The sequence below is a fragment of the Hymenobacter terrigena genome, assembly GCF_054776515.1.
The window spans coordinates 720,253-741,902 of the sequence record NZ_BAAHBU010000003.1; the positions used below are offsets into that span (position 1 = coordinate 720,253).

The 21,650-nt window shown below is 61.2% G+C and carries 21 protein-coding genes; 10 read left to right on the top strand and 11 right to left on the bottom strand.

The window, feature by feature from the left end; all coding sequences use genetic code 11:
* Positions 1–85 precede the first annotated feature (85 nt).
* The 5 genes from ACYU7Q_RS16130 to ACYU7Q_RS16150 all read left to right on the top strand — a co-directional run bounded on the left by ACYU7Q_RS16130 (position 86) and on the right by ACYU7Q_RS16150 (position 4,350).
* On the top strand, positions 86–760 hold the full coding sequence (locus tag ACYU7Q_RS16130; RefSeq protein WP_460610469.1) for a DUF2306 domain-containing protein: 675 nt from the start codon (positions 86–88) through the stop codon (positions 758–760).
* Positions 757–1,653 carry a hypothetical protein gene (locus ACYU7Q_RS16135; RefSeq protein ID WP_460610470.1) on the top strand — a complete coding sequence of 299 codons (897 nt, stop codon included), beginning with the start codon at positions 757–759 and terminating at the stop codon, positions 1,651–1,653. The genes ACYU7Q_RS16130 and ACYU7Q_RS16135 overlap by 4 nt, the downstream gene beginning before the upstream one ends.
* Before the next feature lie 86 nt (positions 1,654–1,739).
* Positions 1,740–2,546, top strand: a complete 807-nt coding sequence (locus tag ACYU7Q_RS16140) for a hypothetical protein (protein ID WP_460610471.1) — start codon at positions 1,740–1,742, stop codon at positions 2,544–2,546.
* Between the two features lie 116 nt (positions 2,547–2,662).
* Positions 2,663–3,496, top strand: a complete 834-nt coding sequence (locus tag ACYU7Q_RS16145) for a helix-turn-helix domain-containing protein (RefSeq protein WP_460610472.1) — start codon at positions 2,663–2,665, stop codon at positions 3,494–3,496.
* Positions 3,497–3,627: 131 nt separating this feature from the next.
* Entirely contained in the window at positions 3,628–4,350 is a 723-nt protein-coding gene (locus tag ACYU7Q_RS16150) for a pirin family protein (protein ID WP_460610473.1), read from the top strand.
* A 91-nt stretch (positions 4,351–4,441) separates the two neighbouring features.
* Here the strand turns inward: ACYU7Q_RS16150 and ACYU7Q_RS16155 are convergent, their stop codons facing one another.
* Positions 4,442–5,347: a hypothetical protein gene (locus ACYU7Q_RS16155; protein ID WP_460610474.1), complete on the bottom strand. Its 906-nt coding sequence runs from the start codon at positions 5,345–5,347 to the stop codon at positions 4,442–4,444.
* Between the two features lie 212 nt (positions 5,348–5,559).
* On the opposite strand from ACYU7Q_RS16155, the gene ACYU7Q_RS16160 reads away from it, so the two are divergent.
* Complete coding sequence (locus tag ACYU7Q_RS16160; protein ID WP_460610475.1) at positions 5,560–6,558, top strand: fasciclin domain-containing protein; 999 nt, start codon at positions 5,560–5,562, stop codon at positions 6,556–6,558.
* Positions 6,559–6,629: 71 nt separating this feature from the next.
* Positions 6,630–8,177, top strand: a complete 1,548-nt coding sequence (locus ACYU7Q_RS16165) for an alpha/beta hydrolase (RefSeq protein ID WP_460610476.1) — start codon at positions 6,630–6,632, stop codon at positions 8,175–8,177.
* 37 nt (positions 8,178–8,214) lie between these two features.
* On the opposite strand, the gene ACYU7Q_RS16170 is transcribed toward ACYU7Q_RS16165, so the two are convergent.
* The 5 genes from ACYU7Q_RS16170 to ACYU7Q_RS16190 all read right to left on the bottom strand — a co-directional run bounded on the left by ACYU7Q_RS16170 (position 8,215) and on the right by ACYU7Q_RS16190 (position 13,601).
* Entirely contained in the window at positions 8,215–9,153 is a 939-nt protein-coding gene (locus ACYU7Q_RS16170; protein ID WP_460610477.1) for a zinc-dependent peptidase, read from the bottom strand.
* A gap of 35 nt (positions 9,154–9,188) precedes the next feature.
* Positions 9,189–10,472: a hypothetical protein gene (locus ACYU7Q_RS16175; protein ID WP_460610478.1), complete on the bottom strand. Its 1,284-nt coding sequence runs from the start codon at positions 10,470–10,472 to the stop codon at positions 9,189–9,191.
* A gap of 26 nt (positions 10,473–10,498) precedes the next feature.
* The gene (locus ACYU7Q_RS16180; protein WP_460610479.1) at positions 10,499–10,825 is read right to left on the bottom strand and encodes a low molecular weight protein tyrosine phosphatase family protein; all 327 of its coding nucleotides are present in this window, start codon (positions 10,823–10,825) and stop codon (positions 10,499–10,501) included.
* A 142-nt stretch (positions 10,826–10,967) separates the two neighbouring features.
* Complete coding sequence (locus tag ACYU7Q_RS16185) at positions 10,968–12,419, bottom strand: DEAD/DEAH box helicase (protein ID WP_460610480.1); 1,452 nt, start codon at positions 12,417–12,419, stop codon at positions 10,968–10,970.
* A gap of 246 nt (positions 12,420–12,665) precedes the next feature.
* A complete protein-coding gene (locus ACYU7Q_RS16190; protein WP_460610481.1) occupies positions 12,666–13,601 on the bottom strand; it encodes a YihY/virulence factor BrkB family protein in 936 nt (311 codons plus the stop codon).
* A 104-nt stretch (positions 13,602–13,705) separates the two neighbouring features.
* On the opposite strand from ACYU7Q_RS16190, the gene ACYU7Q_RS16195 reads away from it, so the two are divergent.
* Entirely contained in the window at positions 13,706–14,239 is a 534-nt protein-coding gene (locus ACYU7Q_RS16195) for a DUF2062 domain-containing protein (RefSeq protein WP_460610482.1), read from the top strand.
* Positions 14,240–14,300: 61 nt separating this feature from the next.
* Here the strand turns inward: ACYU7Q_RS16195 and ACYU7Q_RS16200 are convergent, their stop codons facing one another.
* Complete coding sequence (locus ACYU7Q_RS16200; RefSeq protein ID WP_460610483.1) at positions 14,301–14,828, bottom strand: NADPH-dependent FMN reductase; 528 nt, start codon at positions 14,826–14,828, stop codon at positions 14,301–14,303.
* Between the two features lie 119 nt (positions 14,829–14,947).
* On the opposite strand from ACYU7Q_RS16200, the gene ACYU7Q_RS16205 reads away from it, so the two are divergent.
* A complete protein-coding gene (locus ACYU7Q_RS16205) occupies positions 14,948–15,679 on the top strand; it encodes a toll/interleukin-1 receptor domain-containing protein (protein ID WP_460610484.1) in 732 nt (243 codons plus the stop codon).
* A gap of 11 nt (positions 15,680–15,690) precedes the next feature.
* On the opposite strand, the gene ACYU7Q_RS16210 is transcribed toward ACYU7Q_RS16205, so the two are convergent.
* Positions 15,691–16,920: an MFS transporter gene (locus tag ACYU7Q_RS16210; protein WP_460610485.1), complete on the bottom strand. Its 1,230-nt coding sequence runs from the start codon at positions 16,918–16,920 to the stop codon at positions 15,691–15,693.
* 114 nt (positions 16,921–17,034) lie between these two features.
* Between ACYU7Q_RS16210 and ACYU7Q_RS16215 the strand changes: the two genes are divergently transcribed.
* A complete protein-coding gene (locus ACYU7Q_RS16215; protein WP_460610486.1) occupies positions 17,035–17,901 on the top strand; it encodes an aldo/keto reductase in 867 nt (288 codons plus the stop codon).
* A gap of 89 nt (positions 17,902–17,990) precedes the next feature.
* On the opposite strand, the gene ACYU7Q_RS16220 is transcribed toward ACYU7Q_RS16215, so the two are convergent.
* From ACYU7Q_RS16220 to ACYU7Q_RS16230, 3 genes are all read right to left on the bottom strand, one after another.
* Positions 17,991–18,746, bottom strand: coding sequence for a succinate dehydrogenase/fumarate reductase iron-sulfur subunit (locus ACYU7Q_RS16220; RefSeq protein WP_460610487.1), 756 nt, complete (start codon positions 18,744–18,746; stop codon positions 17,991–17,993).
* A gap of 156 nt (positions 18,747–18,902) precedes the next feature.
* Positions 18,903–20,837, bottom strand: coding sequence for a fumarate reductase/succinate dehydrogenase flavoprotein subunit (locus ACYU7Q_RS16225; protein WP_460610488.1), 1,935 nt, complete (start codon positions 20,835–20,837; stop codon positions 18,903–18,905).
* Between the two features lie 102 nt (positions 20,838–20,939).
* Positions 20,940–21,647, bottom strand: a complete 708-nt coding sequence (locus ACYU7Q_RS16230) for a succinate dehydrogenase cytochrome b subunit (RefSeq protein WP_460610489.1) — start codon at positions 21,645–21,647, stop codon at positions 20,940–20,942.
* Positions 21,648–21,650 lie beyond the last annotated feature (3 nt).

Consider the following 21,650-nt stretch of genomic DNA (forward strand, 5'->3'; position numbering starts at 1 on the left):
GCAAAGCCAATAATTTGAAGAGGCCCGCCGTTACCCACGTCGGGCCTCTTTATTTGCAGGTTCCCGTTCGAAACTGCCGCGCTGCATGGCCCGAAAAATCTTCCTTGCCCTCACGGCCCTCGTCATCGCCGCCTTCGCGGGCCTGATGCTCACCAAAACGCTGCCCTACTACACCTTCGAGAAGGGCATCCACTTCCTCACCACCAAGAGCGACGAAACCAACGACAATCCATTGTTTCGGCTGGGGTTCTACGTGCACATCACCACCAGTTTGCTGGTGCTGGTGGCCGGGCTGCTGCAGTTTCTGCCGGTGCTGGCGCGGCGCGGACCCGGGCTGCACCGGCAACTGGGCAAGTTTTATGTGGTGGGTATTCTGTCGCTGGCGGCCCCGTCGGGCCTCATTCTGGCGCGCTTTGCCAATGGCGGGCTGGCAGCGCAGGTCGGCTTCACGCTGCAATGCCTGGTGTGGTGGCTGTGCACCTGGCGCGCCTACCGCGCCGCCCGCCAGCGCCAGTGGAGCCTGCACGTCGACTGGATGCTGCGCTCCTTTGCTGTGACGCTGGCCGCCCTGGCTCTGCGCGGCGAGAGCTACGTGATGTACTACGTGTTCGAAACCAAGCCCATTGAGACGTATCTGACCGTGACCTGGCTTTCGTGGGTGGGCAATTTGATACTGGTGGAAATCCTGCTGGAAGTGGGGTTGGGGCGGTATTTTCTGCAGGAATTTATGCCGGACCTGCGGCGTAAATTGGCAGCATGAAAAAGACGCTCTACCCGTTTTTATTGGTTGGACTACTGGCGAGTTGCCAGCAGCAGAAACCTGTGGCAACTGTTGCAACCTCAATTCAGGCTCCCGCTTTGCCAACCGTTGCGGCCCCGGCCTTAAATCGGCAACCGCCTCTGGCCCGCGATTCTGCAGCAAATAGTGTGAATAGGGCTGCTCCAGATAGCATTTCGCCCGCTATGCGTGCTTTTGCTCAACGGCATGATTTGTCGGGGGTGTGGCAGGGCTTGGAAGAAGCAGATTCTGCCGGTGTGCAGTGGCCGACTGTTTGCGAAGGTTTTTTTGGTCCTGACCATTACCGCATTGAGTTGGTATTGCAGAAAATTATCCGTGATACCGATGACCCATTATTGTACCATGTACAGGGAAAAGACCGTTATAAACGGCAAGTGACGCCGTTCACCGGTACTATTCGTTTGCGGCAGCTTCGCAACGTTCCGATAAAAAGCTTTGAATACGAGTTGCAGGGGGAATTTGCGAAATTCTACACGGCACAGGGAGTTTTCAGTTGGCAGGAAACCGGTTCGAAAGCAACGGGAATATTTGCGGGCAAGATGGGTATTGATTTTCAGCAGAAAGCGGATAGTTCTCTCGTAGCCACGTATTTTATGGGAGATGATAAACGCCAGTTCGCGAAAGGCTGGCGAATGTATTTTGATGGAGAATGGACTTCTTCCCTAACCGGGAGCCGCAAGAAGTTACTGGCTTCCGCCAGCATTGAGGGAATTGGCAGTACCGTGTTTTCCGATTTCAACGTAGGGGAACGGTCGTTTAGCATCAACCCCAAATACGCCAAGCTGGGCTGGAACGAGCTATGGGAAAATGAAGAATGGTGGGCCGACTCGCCCAAACCCAAACTCAACCTCTGATACTAAACCGCCCGCTGCCACCGTTGGGAAAGCATAAGCGCCATCTAGCAATATAGCTGGCCTTAAAACCCCTCAATTCCGGTTGTATGCGGTACTTCCTGCTTCTCACGGCGCCTGCGCTGTTCTTCGCTGCGCCCCAACCTCAGCACCTGCCCAATTTTTCGGGGCCAGCGGCCAGCCCGGCTGCCCCGTTGGCCGCTCCCGGCGCTGTGCTCACCAACGCCACCCGCACGGCCCTGCTGGCCCGCACCAACCTGGGAAAACTATGGCAGCACCAGTCCCAGGCCGGCACCGAAGACGTACTCAACGGCTGCTTCGGCTACGATGGGCGGCGGCTGGAGTTCGTGTTTACCACCGTTCAGGCTGATGGCAAAAGTCCCGGCCGGTACTTGGTAGCCGGCAAGTTTCGCTGCTATGGCGACGTGACGCCCTTTCGCGGCAGCATTGAGCTGCAACAAGTGCAGCGGCTGCCGGCCGATATGAAGGTGATTACGCCTGATTATGAGGAGTCGACGGCGCCCACGTATTGCGCCACGGGCGGGTTTGCGCTGCAAGCCACCAGCCACCACGGCCTGGGCGGCCAGTTCACGGGCCGCATTGCGCTCGATTTTCAGCTCACGCCCAGCCGCCGCGCCGTGCTGATGGAAAACACCGCCAACCCCGCCACCCGCAACGGCGGCCTGCTCTTCGAAGGCAGCTGGGCCGATGGGCCGGGCCACGAAACCACGCCCGTGCTCTGGAAACAGGGCATTGCCGTGACGCGCGAGGTGCTCACGCGCTTCGAAATTGGTGAGCGAGACGCCCACATTAACCCTAAATACGCCCGCGTGGGCTGGAATAATTTCTGGAAAAACGACGAATGGTGGGTTGAAAGACAAATTGCTCAACGCTAAAGTGGTGGGCAGAAATTTATTAGCTAAGTGAATTAGTAACTTCGCGCTTGCGTTGCTAACTTCACCAGCCGAACGTGCGTTAAATCAAACGCCATTCCTGGCTGCTGCCCCCACCGATGATTAATACCAACCTCAAGTTTTGCCGGCGCGAGCTCGCCCTCACGCAGGCCCAGATGGCCGAGAAGCTCGGCATCAAACGCTCCCTGGTGGGTGCCTACGAAGAGGGCCGCGCCGAGCCCCGCCTCGCCACGCTCGTCAACATGGCCCGCCTCTTTGGCATCACGCTCGACCAGCTCGTAACCACCGATTTCAGCAAGAAGAAGAACACCAAAATCATTGGCTCCCTGCCCGCGCCCGACCCCAACGCGCCCGAAGCCGATGCCGACGACAACCCCGAGCCGCCCACGCCGGCCGCTGGCGGCAAGCTCCGCGTGCTGGCCTTCACCGTCGACAAAGACCAGAACGAAAACATCGAGCTGGTGCCTCAGAAAGCCGCCGCCGGCTACCTCAATGGCTACGCCGACCGCGAATACCTGGAGGTGCTGCCCAAGTTCCGGCTGCCCATGCTCTCGCAAACGGGCACCTACCGCGCCTTCGAAATCGCCGGCGATTCGATGCTGCCCATTGCCAGCGGCACTGTCATCGTGGGCCGCTACGTGGAGGAATGGACCAACATTAAAGACGGCACGCCCTGCATTGTAGTGAGCTCCCGCGATGGTATTGTGTTCAAGCGCGTCTTCAATAAGATGCGCTCCGGGGCCATGTTCGTGCTGCATTCCGACAACCCCAACTTCTCGCCCTATGACGTGAAGGCCGACGACGTGCTCGAAATCTGGGAAGCCAAAAGCTACATCAGCAGCACGTTCCCGATTGCCGAGCTCTCGCTGGAGCGCGTGGCCAGCCTCGTGCTCGACCTGCAGCAGCAAGTAGCCCTGCTGAAGAAAGCCTAGTTCGGCGCTGCTTATTAGAAATGTGGCAAGCCCTTCCGGGGCACGGAAGGGCTTTGCTGTGTGGCACGGAGCCAACTTCCGGCCCGGCCTGCGCGTATGGGAGGCACGCCATATTCTCTCGCCCCCAAGCTATGCTCAAATACATTTCCGCCGCCGACCGCCACCACGCTGCCCCCGCCGCCTGGCTCAGCAGCTACTTTCTGTTTTCGTTTGCCGATTATTTCGACCGCACCAACATGCACTTCGGGCCGTTGCGGGTGTTCAACGACGATAATGTGGCCGCCCAGTCGGGCTTCCCGCAGCACCCGCACTCCGAAATGGAAATCGTGACGCTGGTGCTCGACGGCGAAATCACGCACCAGGACACGATGGGCAATAAAACGACCATCAAAGCCGGCGAGGTGCAGCGCATGACCGCCGGCACCGGCCTGGCGCATTCCGAGTTCAACCGCCAGGACAAACCCCTGCACCTCTACCAGCTGTGGTTCATTCCGGGCCAGAAAGGCCTGGCACCCAGCTACGAGCAAAAAGACCTGGGCTTCACCAGCGGCAACAAGAACGAACTGGTGCCCCTCGTGACCGGCCAGAAAGTGCTGGAAGACGTGGTGTACATGAACTCCAACAGCACCATTTACTGGTCCAATCTGGATGAGGGCGAGGAAATTGAGTTTAAAACATTCCCCATTCGCCTCACTTTCATATATGTGAAGCAGGGCACCATTTTCGTGAACGGAACGGAGCTCGGCACCAACGACCAGGCCCGCATGACCGACGATGACGTGGTGCAAATCCGGGCCGCGAAAGACGCGCAGTTTATCCTGATTGACCTGCCTTCGGCCGAATCAAATTACTAATTCGGTACTGCTCTAAGAAAGCGCCCCCACAGCCGGAAAATTTCCGGCTGTGGGGGCGCTTTGCTGTGGGCGATAATCGGCCTGTTTGGCCTTAGAAGTTATACGTGATGCCGGCCGAGTAGCCGGTGGACTTGCCAATGTTCCGGCCGGCCACGTAGGTGCTGGCCCCCAGCGTTAGGCCGAAGCCGTGGGTGATGGGGCGGTATGCGCTGGCTCCCAAGCGGATGTAGTTGACGCGCGTGGACGGGAAAAAGCCGGTGAAGTTCTGGGCCGCGATGTCGGTGCCGCCGTTCGATTCCTGAAAGGAGGCGTTGCCTTCCAGGTACACTTTGGGACCGGCGTAGCCCAGCTTGGCCTCGCCCACGAGGGCATCGGGCACGGCGCCGGTGCGCAGGCTGTAGCCCACCTGGGCCGTGGCAAACACGCCCGAGCTGGTTTTGAGGTGCGCCACACCGGCGGCCGTGTACTTGGTGGCCCGGTTGCCGATGGCGATGATGTAGCCGTAGCCGGTGTTGGTCTGGTAGTCGCTGACCGGGGTGCTGAAGCTCACCACGCCCAGCAGGTCCAGAATGCTGCTGCCGATTTCGCGGCTGTAAGATTTGAACTTGAACAGCGCAGTAAGGTCCTGCAGGCCCTGGCGCACGTTGGTGTAGCCCTGCGTGGAGTAGTAAGAGTTCAGGTTGTCAATCACCGCCCCCGGCGCCCGGCCCTTCGACTGAATGTAGGGCAGGCTGATAACGGCGTCAATCTTATCGGAGAGGCCGTAGGTGCCATACAGGTTGAGGGAATTAACGCGCACCTCCTGAAAAATCGGAACGCCGGAGATTTTTTCGGGAGCCAGGTACACATCGTCGTAGCGCTCGGCAGTGCCCGATACTACCACCGAGCCGTGGCCTTTGCCCGCCATAAAACCGCTCACCAAGCTCTGGGCCTTACCGGTAGTAGCGACGCCGACAACAAGAAGCGCGCTACAAAACAGCGTAGAAAAATTTTGCATAAAATCAATAAATAAGAAATTCTTATACAAGTCAGACCGGCTTAAGCAAGTCGTGCAAAAACAGCTTAATTAGGCTATTTTGACGTAACCTACGGGTGAGTTTAGGGGAGCGGATTTACCTTGATGCAATCCGCTGACTTTATAAAATCGTTTATATTCAACGATTTGAGTTGAACACACACTTCAGCACGATAAACGCAATAATTCGCCCGATGAAAAAATATTTTCCCATTAAATCCGGCCTGCTGGCACTAAGCCTTTTGGCTTTAAACAGCTGCGCCAAGAATAAAGAAATCGACCCGTCCATCACGAATATTGCCGTCACCAATCCCGATTTTCAGGAACTTGAAGATGCGGCTATTCGCGGCGATGTAGCCGTGTTGCTCGGCAACAAAAACGTAGACCCGACCAGCGGTGGAAATTTTACGGTTTTCGCTCCCAATAATGCCGCCTTCAGCCGCCTCGGCCTCAACACGGCCGAGGACTTGGGCGCGTTGCAGCAGTCCTTTTTGAAGAGCACGCTTTATTACCACGTTTTCAGCGGGGCATTGGCGGGCAGCGCGCTCACGCCGGGCAGCACATCGAATTCTGCGTTGGGGGTGGCGCGGCGCATCATCCAACGGGCCGATGGCACGCTGTATGTCAACGGCTCCAAGATTCTGGGTACCGATGTGAAAGCGGCCAACGGTCTGATTCATCCCATCGATAAAGTGCTGCTGGCCACCGGTGCCGATGTGCTTAATTCGGCGCTGGCCTTACAGGGCGGCAATGTTTTTGTGAAGCCGGAGCTGACGTTCTTAGTCGAGGCTGTAGTGTATTGTAACCTACAGAGTGCGCTCACAGCCACTCCCGGTAGCGCGCCGCTTACGGTATTTGCACCCACCGACCAGGCGTTTAAGGACCTCGGCGTGCTGTTGGGCGTGCCCCTGAACCAGCCCAGCGATATCCGCAAGCTGCCCGTGGCTACCGTAACAGCAGTGCTCCTCAACCACGTGGTGGGGGGCACGCAGGGTGGAAAATTCACGCCGGAGCTGCCTGAAAACACTACCGTCGCTTCGGCCGGCGGGGCGCCCGTGGTACTGGGGACCTTCAAAAGCGGGGTAATGACTGTGAAAGGGGCTGGCAACACCGTGCCGGCCAACATGGTGATTCCCGACGTGCAATGCACCAACGGCGTGGTGCACGTGATTGACCGCGTGCTGCTGCCGTAAACCGGTGGCAGGCCCAGCAGTTTGATATGACACGGATGTTTCTCCGCAACGCGGGAAAATTGATGGTTGGAATGGGCCTGTGGCCGGCGTTGGCGCTGGGCCAAACCAGTGCGCCCACCCGCCCCGAATTGGTGGCGCAACATTCAGCGGCGGCGGGTATGCCCAGCCTGGCGGGGCTTTGGCAGGGGCCGCTGTCCATTCCCGGTGGGAAACTGCCTGTGCAAATCACCATCATTCAGCCGGGAGCTAATAAACTGATTGCCACGCTTGACCTGCCCGCCAAACGCCTGAGCAAGGTGCCGGCTTCGCTCACGTTGCGGGGCGATACGCTCACCTTCTACGCCGTTAGCGTAGACTGCCGCTTTGTGTGTACCCAGGCCGGCGAGGCCGGTCAGGAACTGCGCGGCGTGTGGTCGCAGCCCGGCCTGCGGGTGCCGCTGGTGCTGCAACGCGCCGCTGCCAATGTGGCCGGCGCGGTAAGCGTGGAAAAAAACGTGGCCGTGAAAGCCACTACTTACCACATCGAAGCCGTGAGGCTGACCAGCCAGCCCGGCAACGTGGCGCTGGCTGGCACCCTCAGCATTCCGGACGGGGCCGGGCCGTTTCCGGCCGCCGTGCTCCTCTCGGATATGGGCAGTCAGGACCGGGATTCGCGCCAGGGCAGCTACCGCTTTTTTGCCGATATCGCCGCCTCGCTGGCCCGCCAGGGCATTGCCGTGCTGCGGCTCGATGACCGGGGCGTGGGGCAATCGGGCGGCAACGGCACCCTGGCCACCACCGCCGACCTGGTACGCGATGCCCAGGCCGGGCTCAGCTACCTGCGCGTCCGGCCGAGCATCGACCCGGCGCGTACCGGCCTCATTGGGCACGGCGAGGGCGGCAACGTGGCTTTGCTGGCAGCGGCCCAGCCCGTGCCGCCCGGCTTTGTGGTGGCGCTGGCGGCCTCCGGCCTGGTGGGGCTGGACCTATTGGCCAGCCAGCCCGAGCCGCTGAGCGCTGCCGACACGGCCCGCATCGGCGTCGCCCGCCGCCAGGCCTGGGCCGATGTCTTGTCCAAGGCTGCTAAGCTGCGAACCAGCGGCTCCAACTCGGCCCAGGTGGAAACTTATGTGGCGCAGCAGCGCCTCAAAATCAAGAGCGAGGAACGTAAGCAGGCCGAAGCCACGCTAAAGTTTCGGCGGACCATGCTGGAAATTGTGCGCCAGACGGCCAGCAACGAGCAGGCCCAGGCCATTGTGGTGAACATGTTGCGCCAGCGCTATCCCGACCAGGACCCCGCCCTGGCCCGAGCCCGCGCCACCGCCCTGCTCACGCCCTGGTACCGCTATTACCTGAAATTTGACCCCCAGCCCGGCCTCGCCGACGTGCAGTGTCCCGTCTTGCTGCTCAACGGCACTGACGATGCCGAAGTGAACGCCGCCACCAACCTAACCGCCCTCGAAAAAGGCCTCAAAGGCAATAAACGCGTGAGCTCACGTCGGCTGCCAGGCCTCAACCATTGGTTCCAAACCCCTGCTGCCGAGCTTATTGCCGCCGAGGATGGCACGGTTGATACCCTGATTGCCCCGGTGTTGCTGGCCACGGTGCGCGACTGGATATTGCAGCAGGGAAGCAAATAGGGTGATAGGCCAAGCCCGTTTACCAAGAGTGAAGTAGCTAAGCTGCCTGAGCGGTCAAGTGGCAGTCCTTATACTTCCGGCCGCTGCCGCAGGGGCAGGGCGCATTGCGCCCAAATTTGCGACGGCTGCGCAGGGTTTTCAGCCATTCGCGCGGGTCGGTGGCGAAGCGGAGGAAGCGCTTTTTAGGGTTCTGGCGAAAGGCTTGGTTGAGCAGCTCGTAGAGCTCGGGGTGATGTTCCTGGAGCTTTTCGGGCTTCTCGAAAAAGTATTCGGTGACCACGGCGAAAAACTCGGCTTCGTTGGTGGCGGCGTAGGGGTTGATTTCGGATTTGCCGGCCTGAATGGCGGCAATTTCGCGCTGCATCACGGCCGCCCAGGACTGGAGCAGCGTAGGCGGCATAGCCGCTTTGGGCAGGCCGTCAATCACGCCGTCGGCCTCATCCAGCAAGTGCGCAAATTCGTGAATGCCCACGTTCTGGCGGTCCACCGCGTCGCGGAAGCCTTGCTCCAGGGATGCTTTGGACAGGCGCATGTAGTGCTGGTTCTGGAAGCCCTGGACCGAGCCCAGCAGCGTACCCTGCAAGGGTTTGACTTCCTTGGTCGGGTCGTTGTCCAACTTCCAGGCATCAGGCACGATGAGGACTTCGCCCAGGTTGCGGTATTCCCAATCAGGAAAGCCAAACACCGGAATGAGCGCCGAGGCCGCCACTAGCAGGCGCGTATTATCGTCCACCTCCGTTTGCACGCCGGTGATGCGGGTGCTGGCCAGAAAAACCTGCGCCTGCTTCTCAAATCGTGCTTTCTCGTCATCCGTCAGGGCCAGATAGAAGGCCACTTGCTCGGACAAAATCTGCCGCCAGGCGGCGGGAAATTCCTGGGCCAGCGCAGCCGTGCGGCGGCGTGAGTCGGCGGTGGCGTATTGGTAAAACGTGTAGATAATGGCCACCAGTACGGCCAGGGAAATCAGGTAAGGCATGGCCGTTGGTACGGCTTGGCCCGGTTCGGGTTGGCCTATTGTTTGGTTGTTTGGTTGGCTTTGGCCACGTCCGGGTTGCGGTTCAGCCGATAGTTTAGTCCCAGCCGAAGGTCGTAAACACGCTCGTAGACCACGGATTCCAGACTAACAGCTAGGCGACGTTTGCGCCAGCCTATACCCACATAAGGCACCGGCAGGCCAACGTTATCGAAATCACTGCTGTTCGGGGTTGTCATCGCGCCCGCCGGCAAGGAGAAAGTGCGGCCAGCTATGCTACTGTAAGCAAACCCGATACTGACGAAAAACTGCTGCTCGTGAGGCAGCGGAAAGCAGCTTCGCGCGCCCAAGCGGGCCTCTATCAGCCAAGCACGGTAAGAAAAGTCATCGTACACGGGGATGGAATAATTATACACCACGCCGCCAACCACAGCCGTGGCGGGTGTGGCTCCGGTTTGCACACTGCCTCCCCGGCCGCCAACCCGAGCCAGATTCAGGTCGCCATACAGCGAAACATTTCGGCTAGGCAGCATCAATTCGCCATATATTCCCCCAGCGGGCCCTATCCACTTATTGTCGTTGTCCGCTTGATAAAACAGGTATCGCCCGCTTGCCATTATGCCAAAGTGGGCGGCCACGGTGCGGCGTGGCGCTGTTTGCGCGAGCCAAGTACGCCCTGGCACATTGGTAGGGGCGCAGGTTTCATTGAACGCCCGCAGGACGGCCGCCAGCCCGTTCGGCGTGAAATCTGCGCTGGTCGTCGCACGACTTGCCGCCGGGCAGTCGCCAAAATAGAGACCCAACTGCGCTCGGTAGTTGTTGCCTTCCGCTACTTCCAACCTGCCGTAGGGACCAGTGCGCAGGTACTTTCGTTCGCTGAGGTCCAACACGGGCTGGCCCTCCCGGCGTACTAAGTAATGGGTGGCGCTGAGGCGCACCACCCGCATCAACGAGGCGGTACCCTCCACCAGTACTTCGGCCAGCACCGAGTCTATTCGCACATTGGGGCTGTAGCCCTGCGATAGCCGGTCAAGTCTGGTTTCGGCCGCATGGTCGATGGGCAGGGCTTCATAGCTGAAATGGCGTTCCCCAGCCGTGACCACCCGCAGTTGCCTCGGCTTAAATAGAAGAGATGCACTGTTGGGAGCGAGGCGAAAGCGAATAAACGCGGGCGGCTCAACCCAAAAACCATTTTCAATCTCGCCGTGCAGCGTGTCGCCGTTGGCACGCACCAGCAGACCCGGCTCAAAAACCTGGGCTTGAGTTTGGAAAGCATAAAACAGCGAAGTCGCTGTCGTTAACAGAAGTAGTCGTTTTAGCATTGCATAAAGGGTAGATAATGCGGCTGCTAAAGTAACGGCAAATGCGCCGCCAGCTTTTCGCGCAGCAGCGCCACCAGCGCTGGGTCTTGGAACGGGTATTTATCGGGAATGCGCAGTGTGACCACCGTTTTGCCGTGCAGCTCCGTTGCGAATTTCTTCCGTAGGCGGTCGGCGTGGCGGCGCTCCATCACGAAGACGGTTTCGGCCCAGCCGAGGTGGCCAGCCGTAACGCGCACCCTGGCTCCAGGCTCGGTGCCGGCTGAGCGCGCCTCGTGGTGCGGGTGGTTGTCAAACAGCCGCTCGGCGGTGAGGCTGCGCCACTTGTTTTGACTGCAGATGAAAAGGAGGTGCATGAGGAAAATAGCGAATGAAAAAGCACGTCATGCAGAGCGCAGCGAAGCATCTTTACCGCAATAGTAAACCTATCGAAGGGATTACTGACTGCGGGCAAGATGCTTCGCTGCGCTCTGCATGACTTTCAACTGCACCCTTCTACTACCGAATCAGGGCCACTTTCACCTTCTTGCCTTTCACCTTGGCACCCTGCATGCGGGCCAATACCTCTTCGGCCTGGGCCTCGGGCACCGCCACGAAGCTGTGGTGGTCGAAAACCTCAATGCGGCCCACGGCGTCGCGCTCCAGGCCGCCCACGCTCACGAAGGCCCCGGCGAGGTCGCCACGGCTGATTTTCTCGCTCTTGCCGGCCGATACGTGCAGCGTGACGGTGCTGGGACGCGGGGCTTTGGGCGCGGCGGCGGGCAGCGCGGGCGGGCGCAGGCCGGCCCATTGTACGTTCTTGGCCGTGGGCCAGTTCTTGATTTTTTCCTGCTCGAAGGGCGTCACGATGAGGTGGGCGGTGCCCGTGGCTCCGGCGCGGGCCGTGCGGCCAGCGCGGTGCTGGAAGGTGTCGGTTTCGTGGGGCGGGTCGAACTGCACCACCGTGTCGAGCTCGTTCACGTCGAGGCCGCGGGCGGCTACGTCGGTGGCCACCAGCACAGTGGCCGAGCCATTGCGCAGCTTCATCATGCTCTTGTCGCGCTCGGGCTGGAGCATTTTGCCGTGCAGGGCCTCGGCAGCCAGGCCGCGCCCGCGCAGGAAACGGGTGAGCTCCTCCACCCGGTCGCGGGTGTTGGCGAACACCAGGGAGCGGCCAGCGTCGGGGTGGCTGATGAGGTGGTAGAGGGCGGCGGGCTTCTGGTCGGCGGCGCTCACTACGTGGCCGCGTAGCACCAGGCTCTCGGGCAAGGTGGTGGCGTTGGAGCCGCCCACGTTCATCACGCGGGGCCGGGTGAGGTACTCGCGCACCAGGTTCAGCACCTTATCGGGCATGGTGGCCGAGAACAGCAGCGTCTGGCGGCGCTGCGGCAGGCGGCTGATGATGGTGGCCATTTCCTCCTGAAAACCCAATTCCAGCAGCTTGTCGGCCTCATCGAGCACCAATACTTTCAGGCGGTTGGGCACGATGGTGCGGCGCTCCAGGTGGTCGAGCATGCGGCCGGGGGTGGCCACCACCACGTGAGGCATCTGCTGCAGGCCTTTCACTTCTTCACGCATGGCGTGGCCGCCGTAGTAGCCGGCCACGCGCAGGTTGGGCAGGTGCTTGCCGAGGCTGCGCAGCGCATCGCGCACCTGCATCACCAGCTCGCGGGCGGGCACCAGCACCAGGGCCTGCATGGTGGCCGAGGTGACATCGATTTGCTGCAGCACGGCCAGACCGTAGGCGGCGGTTTTGCCCGAGCCAGTGGGGGCTTGCCCGGCCACGTCCTGCCCCTCCAGAGCGGGGGCCAGCACCAGTTGCTGCACGGGGGTGGGCTGGGTGAAATTTAACTCGGCCACGCCGGCCAGCAGGGCGGGGGAGAGGCCGAAATCAGCGAATTGGAGGGCGGGCTTGGAAGTGGGCTGGGCCGGCGAAGCATCGGCAGCGGCGGAGGTATCAGGAGTTTGCACGGGGCAAAGGTACGGCTTGGGGGAGGTAGGGCGCTGCTGCGCTTTTTCAAGGCCCCTCACCAAAAATCCCCCACTGCTCCCGTCACCTTGAGTTGGGAGCAGCGGGGAGCCCTTGGAGCCCCCGCTGCGAGATGATGGGGGCAGTGGGGACTCCCCGGAGCCTTTGGCACGCACTAGCGAGGACAGTGGGGACTCCCCAGAGCACCCGGCACATGATGACTGGGGCAGCGGGGACTCCCCGCATCGCTACTCCTCCACATTCACCAGCCGATACCGCACGGCCGATTTCTTAGGCCGGATATCCAACCCAATGCGGTGGGCATAAGCCTTCGTGAACGCCGCTCCGAAGTAGAATATCATGGCGCAGTAGAACACGAACAGCAGCACCAATACCAAGCTGGACGCCGGGCCGTACACCGGCCCCAAATCGCGCGCGACCAATAATTGGCCCAGCACCACCTCGCCCAGGCTGATGAGCAGGGCCGTGAGCGCCGCCCCGCGCGTGACCGCCCGCCAGGGCACTTTGGCCAGGCTCAGGGTGCGGAAGGTGACGCCGAACCACGCCGCCAGAATAAACCAGGCAATGACAGCATTCAGCCCCCGCACCACGAAATAGGCGAAGGTGGCATCGAAATCGCGGATGCTTTCGGCGAATAAACTCAGCGCGGCATCCGCCCCGAAGGCCAGCAGCGTGAGCACCGCCGTGGCCAGCAGCACGCCGCCCGAGCGCACCCGCTCGCGCACGGCCTGCGATACTTTGCCGGTGCCGCGCTTGGGCCGGATTTGCCAGAGCTGATTGAGCGAGTGCTGGATGATGGTGAACAGCGTAGTGGCCACAAACACCAGAAAGGCGAAGCCTAGCCACGTCACCAGCCGGCTGCGCATGGGGTCAGCTACGTTCATCACAATCTGCGAAACCAGCCCCGCCGCCGAGGCCCCCACCAGGTTGCTCACCTTGCTCAGCAGCATCACCCGCACCAGGGACGAGGGATAGAGCGAGCTCAGCAGCTGCACCAAGATGATGAGAATGGGCGGCAGGGCAAACGAGGTGAAAAATGCCGTTGCCGCGCCCAGCCGCAGCGGGTCGTTCTGGCCCAGCTCGCGACCCGCGCGGTGCAGCAGAATGGGCAGCTCGCGCCACCACGGACCCGGCAACTCGGCCGGGGAATCTAACTTTGTCATAACTACCCGGGGGCAACATTTTGGGGCGTAGCCGTATGAAGCAGGCCCCCTGCGAAGGTACGGGCTGCTGTGCGGCCCGGCTTTCGGCCCCGTTGTTTTTCTCTATGTCGCCATCCGAAACCCAATTACCGCCGCCGGTAGCACCGCCCGCCCTACCGCCGCGCTCCTGGCTGCGCCGCCGCGTGGCCGACCCGCTGCTGGACCTGCTCAAGGCCGGCCTCGCGCCCGACAAGCTGGCCCTCACGGTGGGCCTGGGCGTGGCCATTGGGCTGATACCCGCCTTGGGAATCACCACCATCCTGAGCGCCGCCGTGGCCCTGCGCCTGCGCCTCAACGTGGCCGCTATGCAGCTGGCCACTCACCTGATGACGTTCTTTCAGCTGGCGCTGCTCATCCCGTTTCTGCGCGCCGGGGCCAGCATCATGGGGCAGGGCGATAAAGTGGCGCACCTCACGGTAGCCAGCCTGCGCCAACTCATCGACCACGAAGGCTGGCAGGCCGTGGGCAAACTCCTGTGGCGGGCCGAACTGGGCGCGCTGCTGCTGTGGGCCGGGGCCATGGTGCCGCTAGTGGCCTTGCTGTACTTCGTGCTGCGCGTGGTGTTTCGCCGGGTGCTGGCGCGACAGGAAAAGAATTAGAAGTTAGAGGTTCGGAGCTAAAACAGCTACTGACATCAACTCTAAACTTCTAACATTTAACTCAAAAACTCAGCAGCGCCGCTGCCTGCTCGCGCAGCAGCTGCCGCGAGAGGTCGTGGTTCAGCCCGTGTTCGGCGTTCAAATCCTGGTTGATGAAGGGTAGGCGCACGCGCTGGGGCAGCACTGCGGTGCCGAGGTACATGAGCACGTCGGTGAGGTGGGCCATGGCCAGCAGGCCACCCTGGCCGCCACTGCTCAAGCCCACCAGCGCCGCTTTTTTGCCCTGAATGCCGCCGGGGTAAGTGAGCCCATCAATGAATGCCTTCAGCACGCCGGGAAACGAGGCGTTGTACTCGGGCACCACGATGACCACCTTCTCACTCGCATCAAGCATGGTGGCCAGGCGGTTGAACTCCGGATGCGTGCCCACATTGGCATACAGCGCCGTCACAACGAAATCGACCGGCAGCTCGGCCAGGTCCAGAATCTGGCTGTTGGCCCCCAGCTCCGTAAGCAGGGCGTGGTAATAGTCGGCAATGCGACGGGCGCGGGAGTGGGGCCGGTTGGTGCCGGCAAGGATGGTTATCAAGGGAAGCGCGGTAAGACGAAGTGCAAATATGCTGCTTAACCTATTGGATGGGGCAGAGGTTGCGCGCCCCGGCTCCGGCCCGGCTAGTTTATGTAGCCCCTATCAGGTACTTTCGTCCCATGCCAGTTTCTACCCGCACCAGCGTTTTTATCAGCTACAGCCACGCCGACAGCCAATGGCTGCGCCTGCTGAATACGCATCTCAAACCGCTGGTTCGCGACCAGAAGCTGGAAGTTTGGAGCGACCAGAAAATCCGCAAGGGCGAGCGGTGGCGCGACCGCATCCACAAACAGATGGCCATGGCGCGGGTCGGCATTTTCCTGGTCAGTGCCGATTTTCTGGCCTCCGATTTCATTCACGCCGAGGAATTGCCTCCCTTGCTGGAAGCGGCTGACCGCGAGGGGGCCACGCTGCTCACCGTCATTGTGCGGCCCTGCGAGGGCGCTTTTCAGGATTCGCCGCTGAGCCAGCTTCAGTCCATGAACGGCCCGCGCACGCCGCTCAGCGGGATGAGCCGAACCCAGCGTGAGCAGGTGATGGTAGAGGTTTACAACGAGCTGCGCAGCCTTTTCCGGAAGCCTGCCGCGCGCCCGGCTGCGCGCAAGCCCGCCGTCGCTTCAAAGCCCGCCGTCCCAGCCCCCAAGCGCGTCAGGGCTACCGCTGCGGAACCCGATTCGGAGGTTGTGGCCAAATCGAAAGCCATCGCCAGAAGCAAGGCCATTGCCAAAAATAAAGCGGCCACCCCGGCGGCCACCCCGGCGGCCAAGCCCACCGCCAAGGCTGCTATCAGGCCCGCCACTAAGCCAGCTGCGAAAACCCTCCCCAAAGCCCCGCCCCGCGCCGGCAAATAATTCCGCGCCGCTTACGCGGGGCTTTTGGATTCTCTATCCGTTGCCGCCAGCCCCGCCACCGCTGCCAGGCACAGCGCAAACCATGCCCACGGCAGCCGCAAATCCAGCACCGATAATCCCCCAAACACCAGTGCCGTGCCGAAGCTGGCCAATGATTGAAAGGCCTGATTCAAGCCAAAGATTTCGCCCCGGTCGGCCTCCGTCGTGTGGTGGGCCAGGCGGCCTTCCAACAAGCCCAGAATGAGCGAGAGCGTGAGGCAGTCGGCCGTGACCAGCGCGTAGAGGGCCACCTTCGAAGTACCCATCAGGCCGTAGCCGGCCAGCACCGGCGTGCCCAGCGCGGCCAGCCACACAATGGCCTGCCGCTGATTCATGCGGTCGGCGAAATAGGCGTAGAACACGTAGTTCAGCCCCACGCTCAGCGCCCCGAAATACATGAAGAAGTAAGAAATCTGCCGTGCATCCAAGCGCAGCGCGCCCAGGCTGGCGAAGGGCACGAAGTAGAAATAATAGCCCGTGCTGAGCGTGAGCGCCACCTGCGTGAGCACAATGCGCCGCACGCCGGGGTTCTGCTTATCCTTTTCGCGCAGCCGCGCCCAGAGCGTGAGTGGGTTGACGCTGCGGGCCAGCTCGGCGCGTAGCTCGGCCCCGCGCACTCCGCTGCGTTGGGCGTGGGTTTCGGGTAGCCACAGGCTCAGCAGGATGTTGAGAGCGGCCAGGGCCACGGCCAGCCGCACCACATAAGTTGCCTGCTGGGTCGGTGGCACCTGTAGGAAGGTCAGCATCAGCCCCGATGCCATCGGCCCCAGCACAAAGCCCAGCGAAATAATCGCGCCCTCGATGCCGAGGTTGCGAAACAGCCGCCCGGGCGGCGAAATGTCGGTAATGGCCGAGCGCACCGTAGCGTACATGCCGTTGGTGAGGCCGTCCGATACGCGGTTCACGAAGTAGAGCGCGGCCCGCACTGGCAGCAGCAGCGCATTGGCCAGCAGCGTGCCTACTGCCGAGAGGATGAAGATGGGCCGCCGCCCGTAGCCGTCGCCTAGCCGCCCCAGCAGCGGGGCCGAAAACAGCTGCACCCCCAGGAATATGCCCGTGCCCACGCTCAGCCACAGCTGCGGCTGCCGCAGGCCCCGCACAAACTCTGGCAGCACTGGCCCCACCGCCGCTCCCACAATCACATCAACCAAAATAATGGCGTAGAGCAGCGGTAGGCGGCGGTCGGAGGGAAGCAGGGGCACAGGACAAAAGTAGGGGAGGAGTAGCGTGGGCTCTGCCCAAACATTCAACCCGTCAAAATTCTTACTAAGTGCCCGCGTCGTTTCCGGCCGGCGCTCATCCTAACCAACGTCATCATGGCCAATACCACTGCCACTACTTACCCCGCCACCTTCACCATGGGCGGCGACCTTACTGTTAACCGCCTCGGCTACGGCGCCATGCGCATCACCGGCGAAGGCATCTGGGGCCCGCCCGCCGACCACGACGAATCCATCCGCGTGCTGAAGCGGGCCGTAGAGTTGGGCGTTAACTTCATCGACACCGCCGACAGCTACGGTCCCAACGTGTCGGAAGAGCTGATTGCCGAAGCCCTGTATCCCTACGCCAAAGGCCTCATTATCGCTACCAAAGGCGGCCTGCTCCGTACTGGCCCCAACGAGTGGCCCATTGACGCCAGCCCCAAGCACCTCGAAGAAGTCCTCAACGGGAGCCTCAAGCGCCTGAAAGTCGAGCAAATCGACCTCTACCAGCTTCACCGCATCGACCCAAAAGTGCCTTTTGAGGACACGCTGAAATTCCTGCAAAAAGCGCAGCAGGACGGCCGTATCAAGCACATCGGCCTGTCCGAAGTGAGCGTGGCCGACATCAAAAAGGCGCAGGAGTTCGTGCCCATTGTGTCGGTGCAAAACATGTACAGCGTCGAAAACCGCAAGTGGGAAGCGGAGCTCACCTACACCCGCGAGCAGAACATCGCCTTCATCCCGTGGTTCCCGCTGGGCGGCGGCAACGCCGATGCCCTCAAAGCACTGGACCAGATTGCGGCCAAGCACGGTGTGAAACCCCAGCAAATTGCCCTGAGCTGGCTCCTGCACCACTCGCCCAACATCCTGCTCATCCCCGGCACATCCAAGGTGAAGCACCTGGAAGAGAACATGAAAACGGCCGATATCCACCTTTCGGCCGAGGACATGAAGGCCCTGGATGCCATCCAGCCGGCATAAAGCAGCGCAAGCCATCAGGTTCGTGCTACAACAGAAAGCCCCGGCAGTAGCTACTGCCGGGGCTTTCTGTTGCCATTGTTTCGACTGACTTAGGCCAGGTTATTCGAAGTTGCCTTGGCCGCCAGAAATTCGCGGTTCAGGATGGCGATGTTTTCTAGCGAGATGCCTACCGGGCACTCGGCCGCGCACGAGCCAATGTTGGTGCAGGCGCCAAAGCCCTCCTTGTCCATCTGCGCCACCATGTTTTCGACGCGGGTTTTGCGCTCTACGTGGCCCTGCGGCAGCAGCGAAAGCTGCGAAACCTTAGCCGACACGAACAGCATAGCCGAAGCATTTTTGCAAGCCGCCACGCAGGCGCCGCAGCCAATACAGGTAGCCGCCTCGAAAGCGCGGTCCGAAATTTCCTTCGGAATCGGAATCTCGTTGCCGTCGGGGGCACCGCCGGTGTTCACGCTCACGTAGCCGCCGGCCTGGATGATGCGGTCAAACGCCGAGCGGTCCACGCTCAGGTCCTTGTTCACCGGGAAGGCATTGGCGCGCCAGGGCTCGATGGTGATGGTGTCACCATCCGAGAACTTGCGCATGTGCAGCTGGCACGTGGTGGTGCCCTTCTCCGGACCGTGCGAACGGCCGTTGATGAACAAGTCGCACGAGCCGCAAATGCCTTCGCGGCAGTCGTGGTCGAAGGCCACCGGGTCCTGGCCGGCGTGCAGCAGGTCCTCGTTCAGCACGTCGAGCATTTCCAGGAACGACATATCGGGCGAAATGTCCTTCACGTGGTACTCCACAATTTTCCCCTGGGCCTGGCGGTTGGGCTGCCGCCACACGTTCAGGGTCAGGTTCATCGGTTTAGCGTTGGGGTTGGAACCGGCCATAAATTTATTTCTCGTTTGTCATCCTGAGCACAGCGAAGGACCTTATCACGCCTCGGCTCGTTGGGTTGGTAACTAAACTGGCGCAAGCATGATAAGCTGCTTCGCTGCGCTCAGCATGACAGGTTATTATTTGTAGCTGCGCTGGGTCAGCTTCACGTTTTCAAATACAAGCTCTTCCTTGTTGAGCTTCTCGGGCTGGTTATCGCCCTGATACTCCCAGGCTGCCACGTAGGCGTAGTTTTCGTCGTCGCGCAGGGCCTCGCCCTCGGGAGTCTGGTACTCTTCGCGGAAGTGGCCGCCGCAGCTTTCATTGCGGTTGAGGGCGTCGTCCACCATTAGCTCGCCCAGCTCCAGGAAGTCGGCCACGCGGCCGGCTTTCTCCAGCGCCTGGTTCATTTCCTCGCCGGTGCCCACCACTTTCACGTCCTTCCAGAACTCCTGGCGGAGCTTCTGAATCTCGGCTTTGGCGTGTTTTAGGCCTTCGGCAGTGCGGGCCATGCCGCAGTATTCCCACATGATGTGGCCCAGCGCCTTATGGAACTGGTCGGGCGTGCGGTTGCCGTTGATGCTGAGCAGCTGCTCGGTGCGGGCCTGCACGTAAGCTTTCGACTCAGCGAAGGCCGGGTGGTTGGTATCGACCGGTTTGGGCGGCGTCTGGGCCAGGTAATCACCAATGGTGTAGGGGATTACGAAGTAGCCGTCGGCCAGGCCCTGCATCAGGGCCGACGCGCCGAGGCGGTTGGCGCCGTGGTCCGAGAAATTGCACTCGCCGGTGGCGTACAGGCCGGGCACGGTGGTTTGCAGGTTGTAGTCAACCCACAGGCCGCCCATGGTGTAGTGCACTGCCGGGTAGATGCGCATGGGCATCTTGTAGGGGTCTTCGTCGGTAATCTTCTCGTACATGGCAAACAGGTTGCCGTACTTCTGGCTCACGCCATCAACCCCAATGCGCTTGATGATTTCCGAGAAATCGAGGTACACGGCCAGGCCGGTGCTACCCACGCCGCGGCCTTCGTCGCACATCATCTTGGCGTTGCGCGAGGCCACGTCGCGCGGCACCAGGTTACCGAACGCCGGGTACTTGCGCTCCAGGAAGTAGTCGCGGTCGTCCTCGGCAATGTCCTGCGGCTTGATTTCACCTTTGCGCACGCGCGCGGCCATTTCAAGGGTTTTGGGCACCCACACGCGGCCGTCGTTGCGCAGCGATTCCGACATTAGCGTGAGCTTCGACTGGTAGTCGCCGCTTACGGGGATGCAGGTGGGGTGAATCTGCGTGAAGCAGGGGTTGGCGAAGTAGGCACCTTTCTTGTGGGCGCGCCAGGCGGCCGTCACGTTGCAGTACTTGGCATTGGTGCTCAGGTAGAACACGTTGCCGTAGCCACCCGTGGCCAGCACCACGGCGTGGGCGGCGTGGGTTTCAATCTCGCCGGTCACCAGGTTGCGCGTCACGATGCCGCGCGCCTGCCCGTCCACAATCACCACGTCGAGCATTTCCGAGCGGGTGTACATCTTCACCTTGCCGTAGGCAATCTGACGGCTCAGGGCCGAGTAGGCACCGAGGAGCAGCTGCTGTCCGGTCTGGCCGCGGGCGTAGAACGTGCGGCTCACCTGGGCGCCACCGAAGGAGCGGTTGGCCAGCAGTCCGCCGTATTCACGGGCGAAGGGCACGCCCTGGGCCACGCACTGGTCAATGATGTTCACCGATACCTGGGCCAGGCGGTACACGTTGGCTTCGCGGGCGCGGTAGTCGCCGCCCTTAATGGTATCGTAGAACAAACGGAACACGGAGTCGCCGTCGTTCTGGTAATTCTTGGCGGCGTTGATGCCGCCCTGCGCGGCGATGGAGTGCGCGCGGCGGGGCGAATCGTGGTAAGTAAAGGCTTTTACGTTGTAGCCCAGCTCGGCCAGCGAGGCGGCGGCGGCACCGCCGGCCAGGCCCGTGCCGACCACAATCACGTCGTACTTCCGCTTGTTGGCGGGGTTCACGAGCTTGACGTTAAACTTGTGCTTGTCCCATTTTTCGGCGAGGGGGCCTTCGGGAATTTTGGAATCCAACAGCATAGAGCGACGGAGTGATGGAATGACTGAGTGATTGAGCGATAGAGTAACAGCCGAACGCCTCAGGTGTTAGCGCGGCAGGCCGGTTTTACCGCTCGTAATCAATTAAAAAGCCGAGGCCACGGTGTGCAGGAAGGCCGGCGCGTTGGCGGCCATTTCTCCCTGCGCATTGGTGAACAGGAAGAAGTAAAGCGGCATGGAGGCAAAGCCCGCCGAAACCACTACCGCGAAGGCGTAGCCCACGTACTTGATGAGCGGGGTGTACTTGCGGTGGTTCAGGCCCAAGGTCTGGAAGCCCGAGCGGAAGCCGTGCCACAAGTGGTAGCCGAGGCTGATTTGGGCGGCCACGTACAGCAGCACGTACCACCAGATATGAAACGACGACACCACGGCCATATACAGGTTGTCGTAGTCGCTGGTCAGCGGGTCGGCACCGCCCATTTTGGGCAGGTCGCCGGCGAAGCGGGCGCGCCAGAAGAAATTGTAGAGGTGGACAATCAGGAAAATCAGGATGATGCTGCCCAGAATGCCCATGTTGCGCGAAGTCCATTCCGAGTTCTGCTCCGAGTGGTTGCTCACGTAGCCCTGGGCGCCGCGGGCCGCTTTATTGCGACGGGTGAGCACGATGGCTTCAAAAATATGGAAGCCGAAACCCAGCACCAGGCCCCACTCAATGGTGCGGATAATGGGGTTGGTGCCCATGAAGTGGGAATAGGTGTTGAAGGCCGCGCCCTGGTCGTGTTTGAATAACTGCAGGTTACCAATCAGGTGAACCACCAGGAACGTGCACAGAAACAGGCCCGTAACGGCCATAAT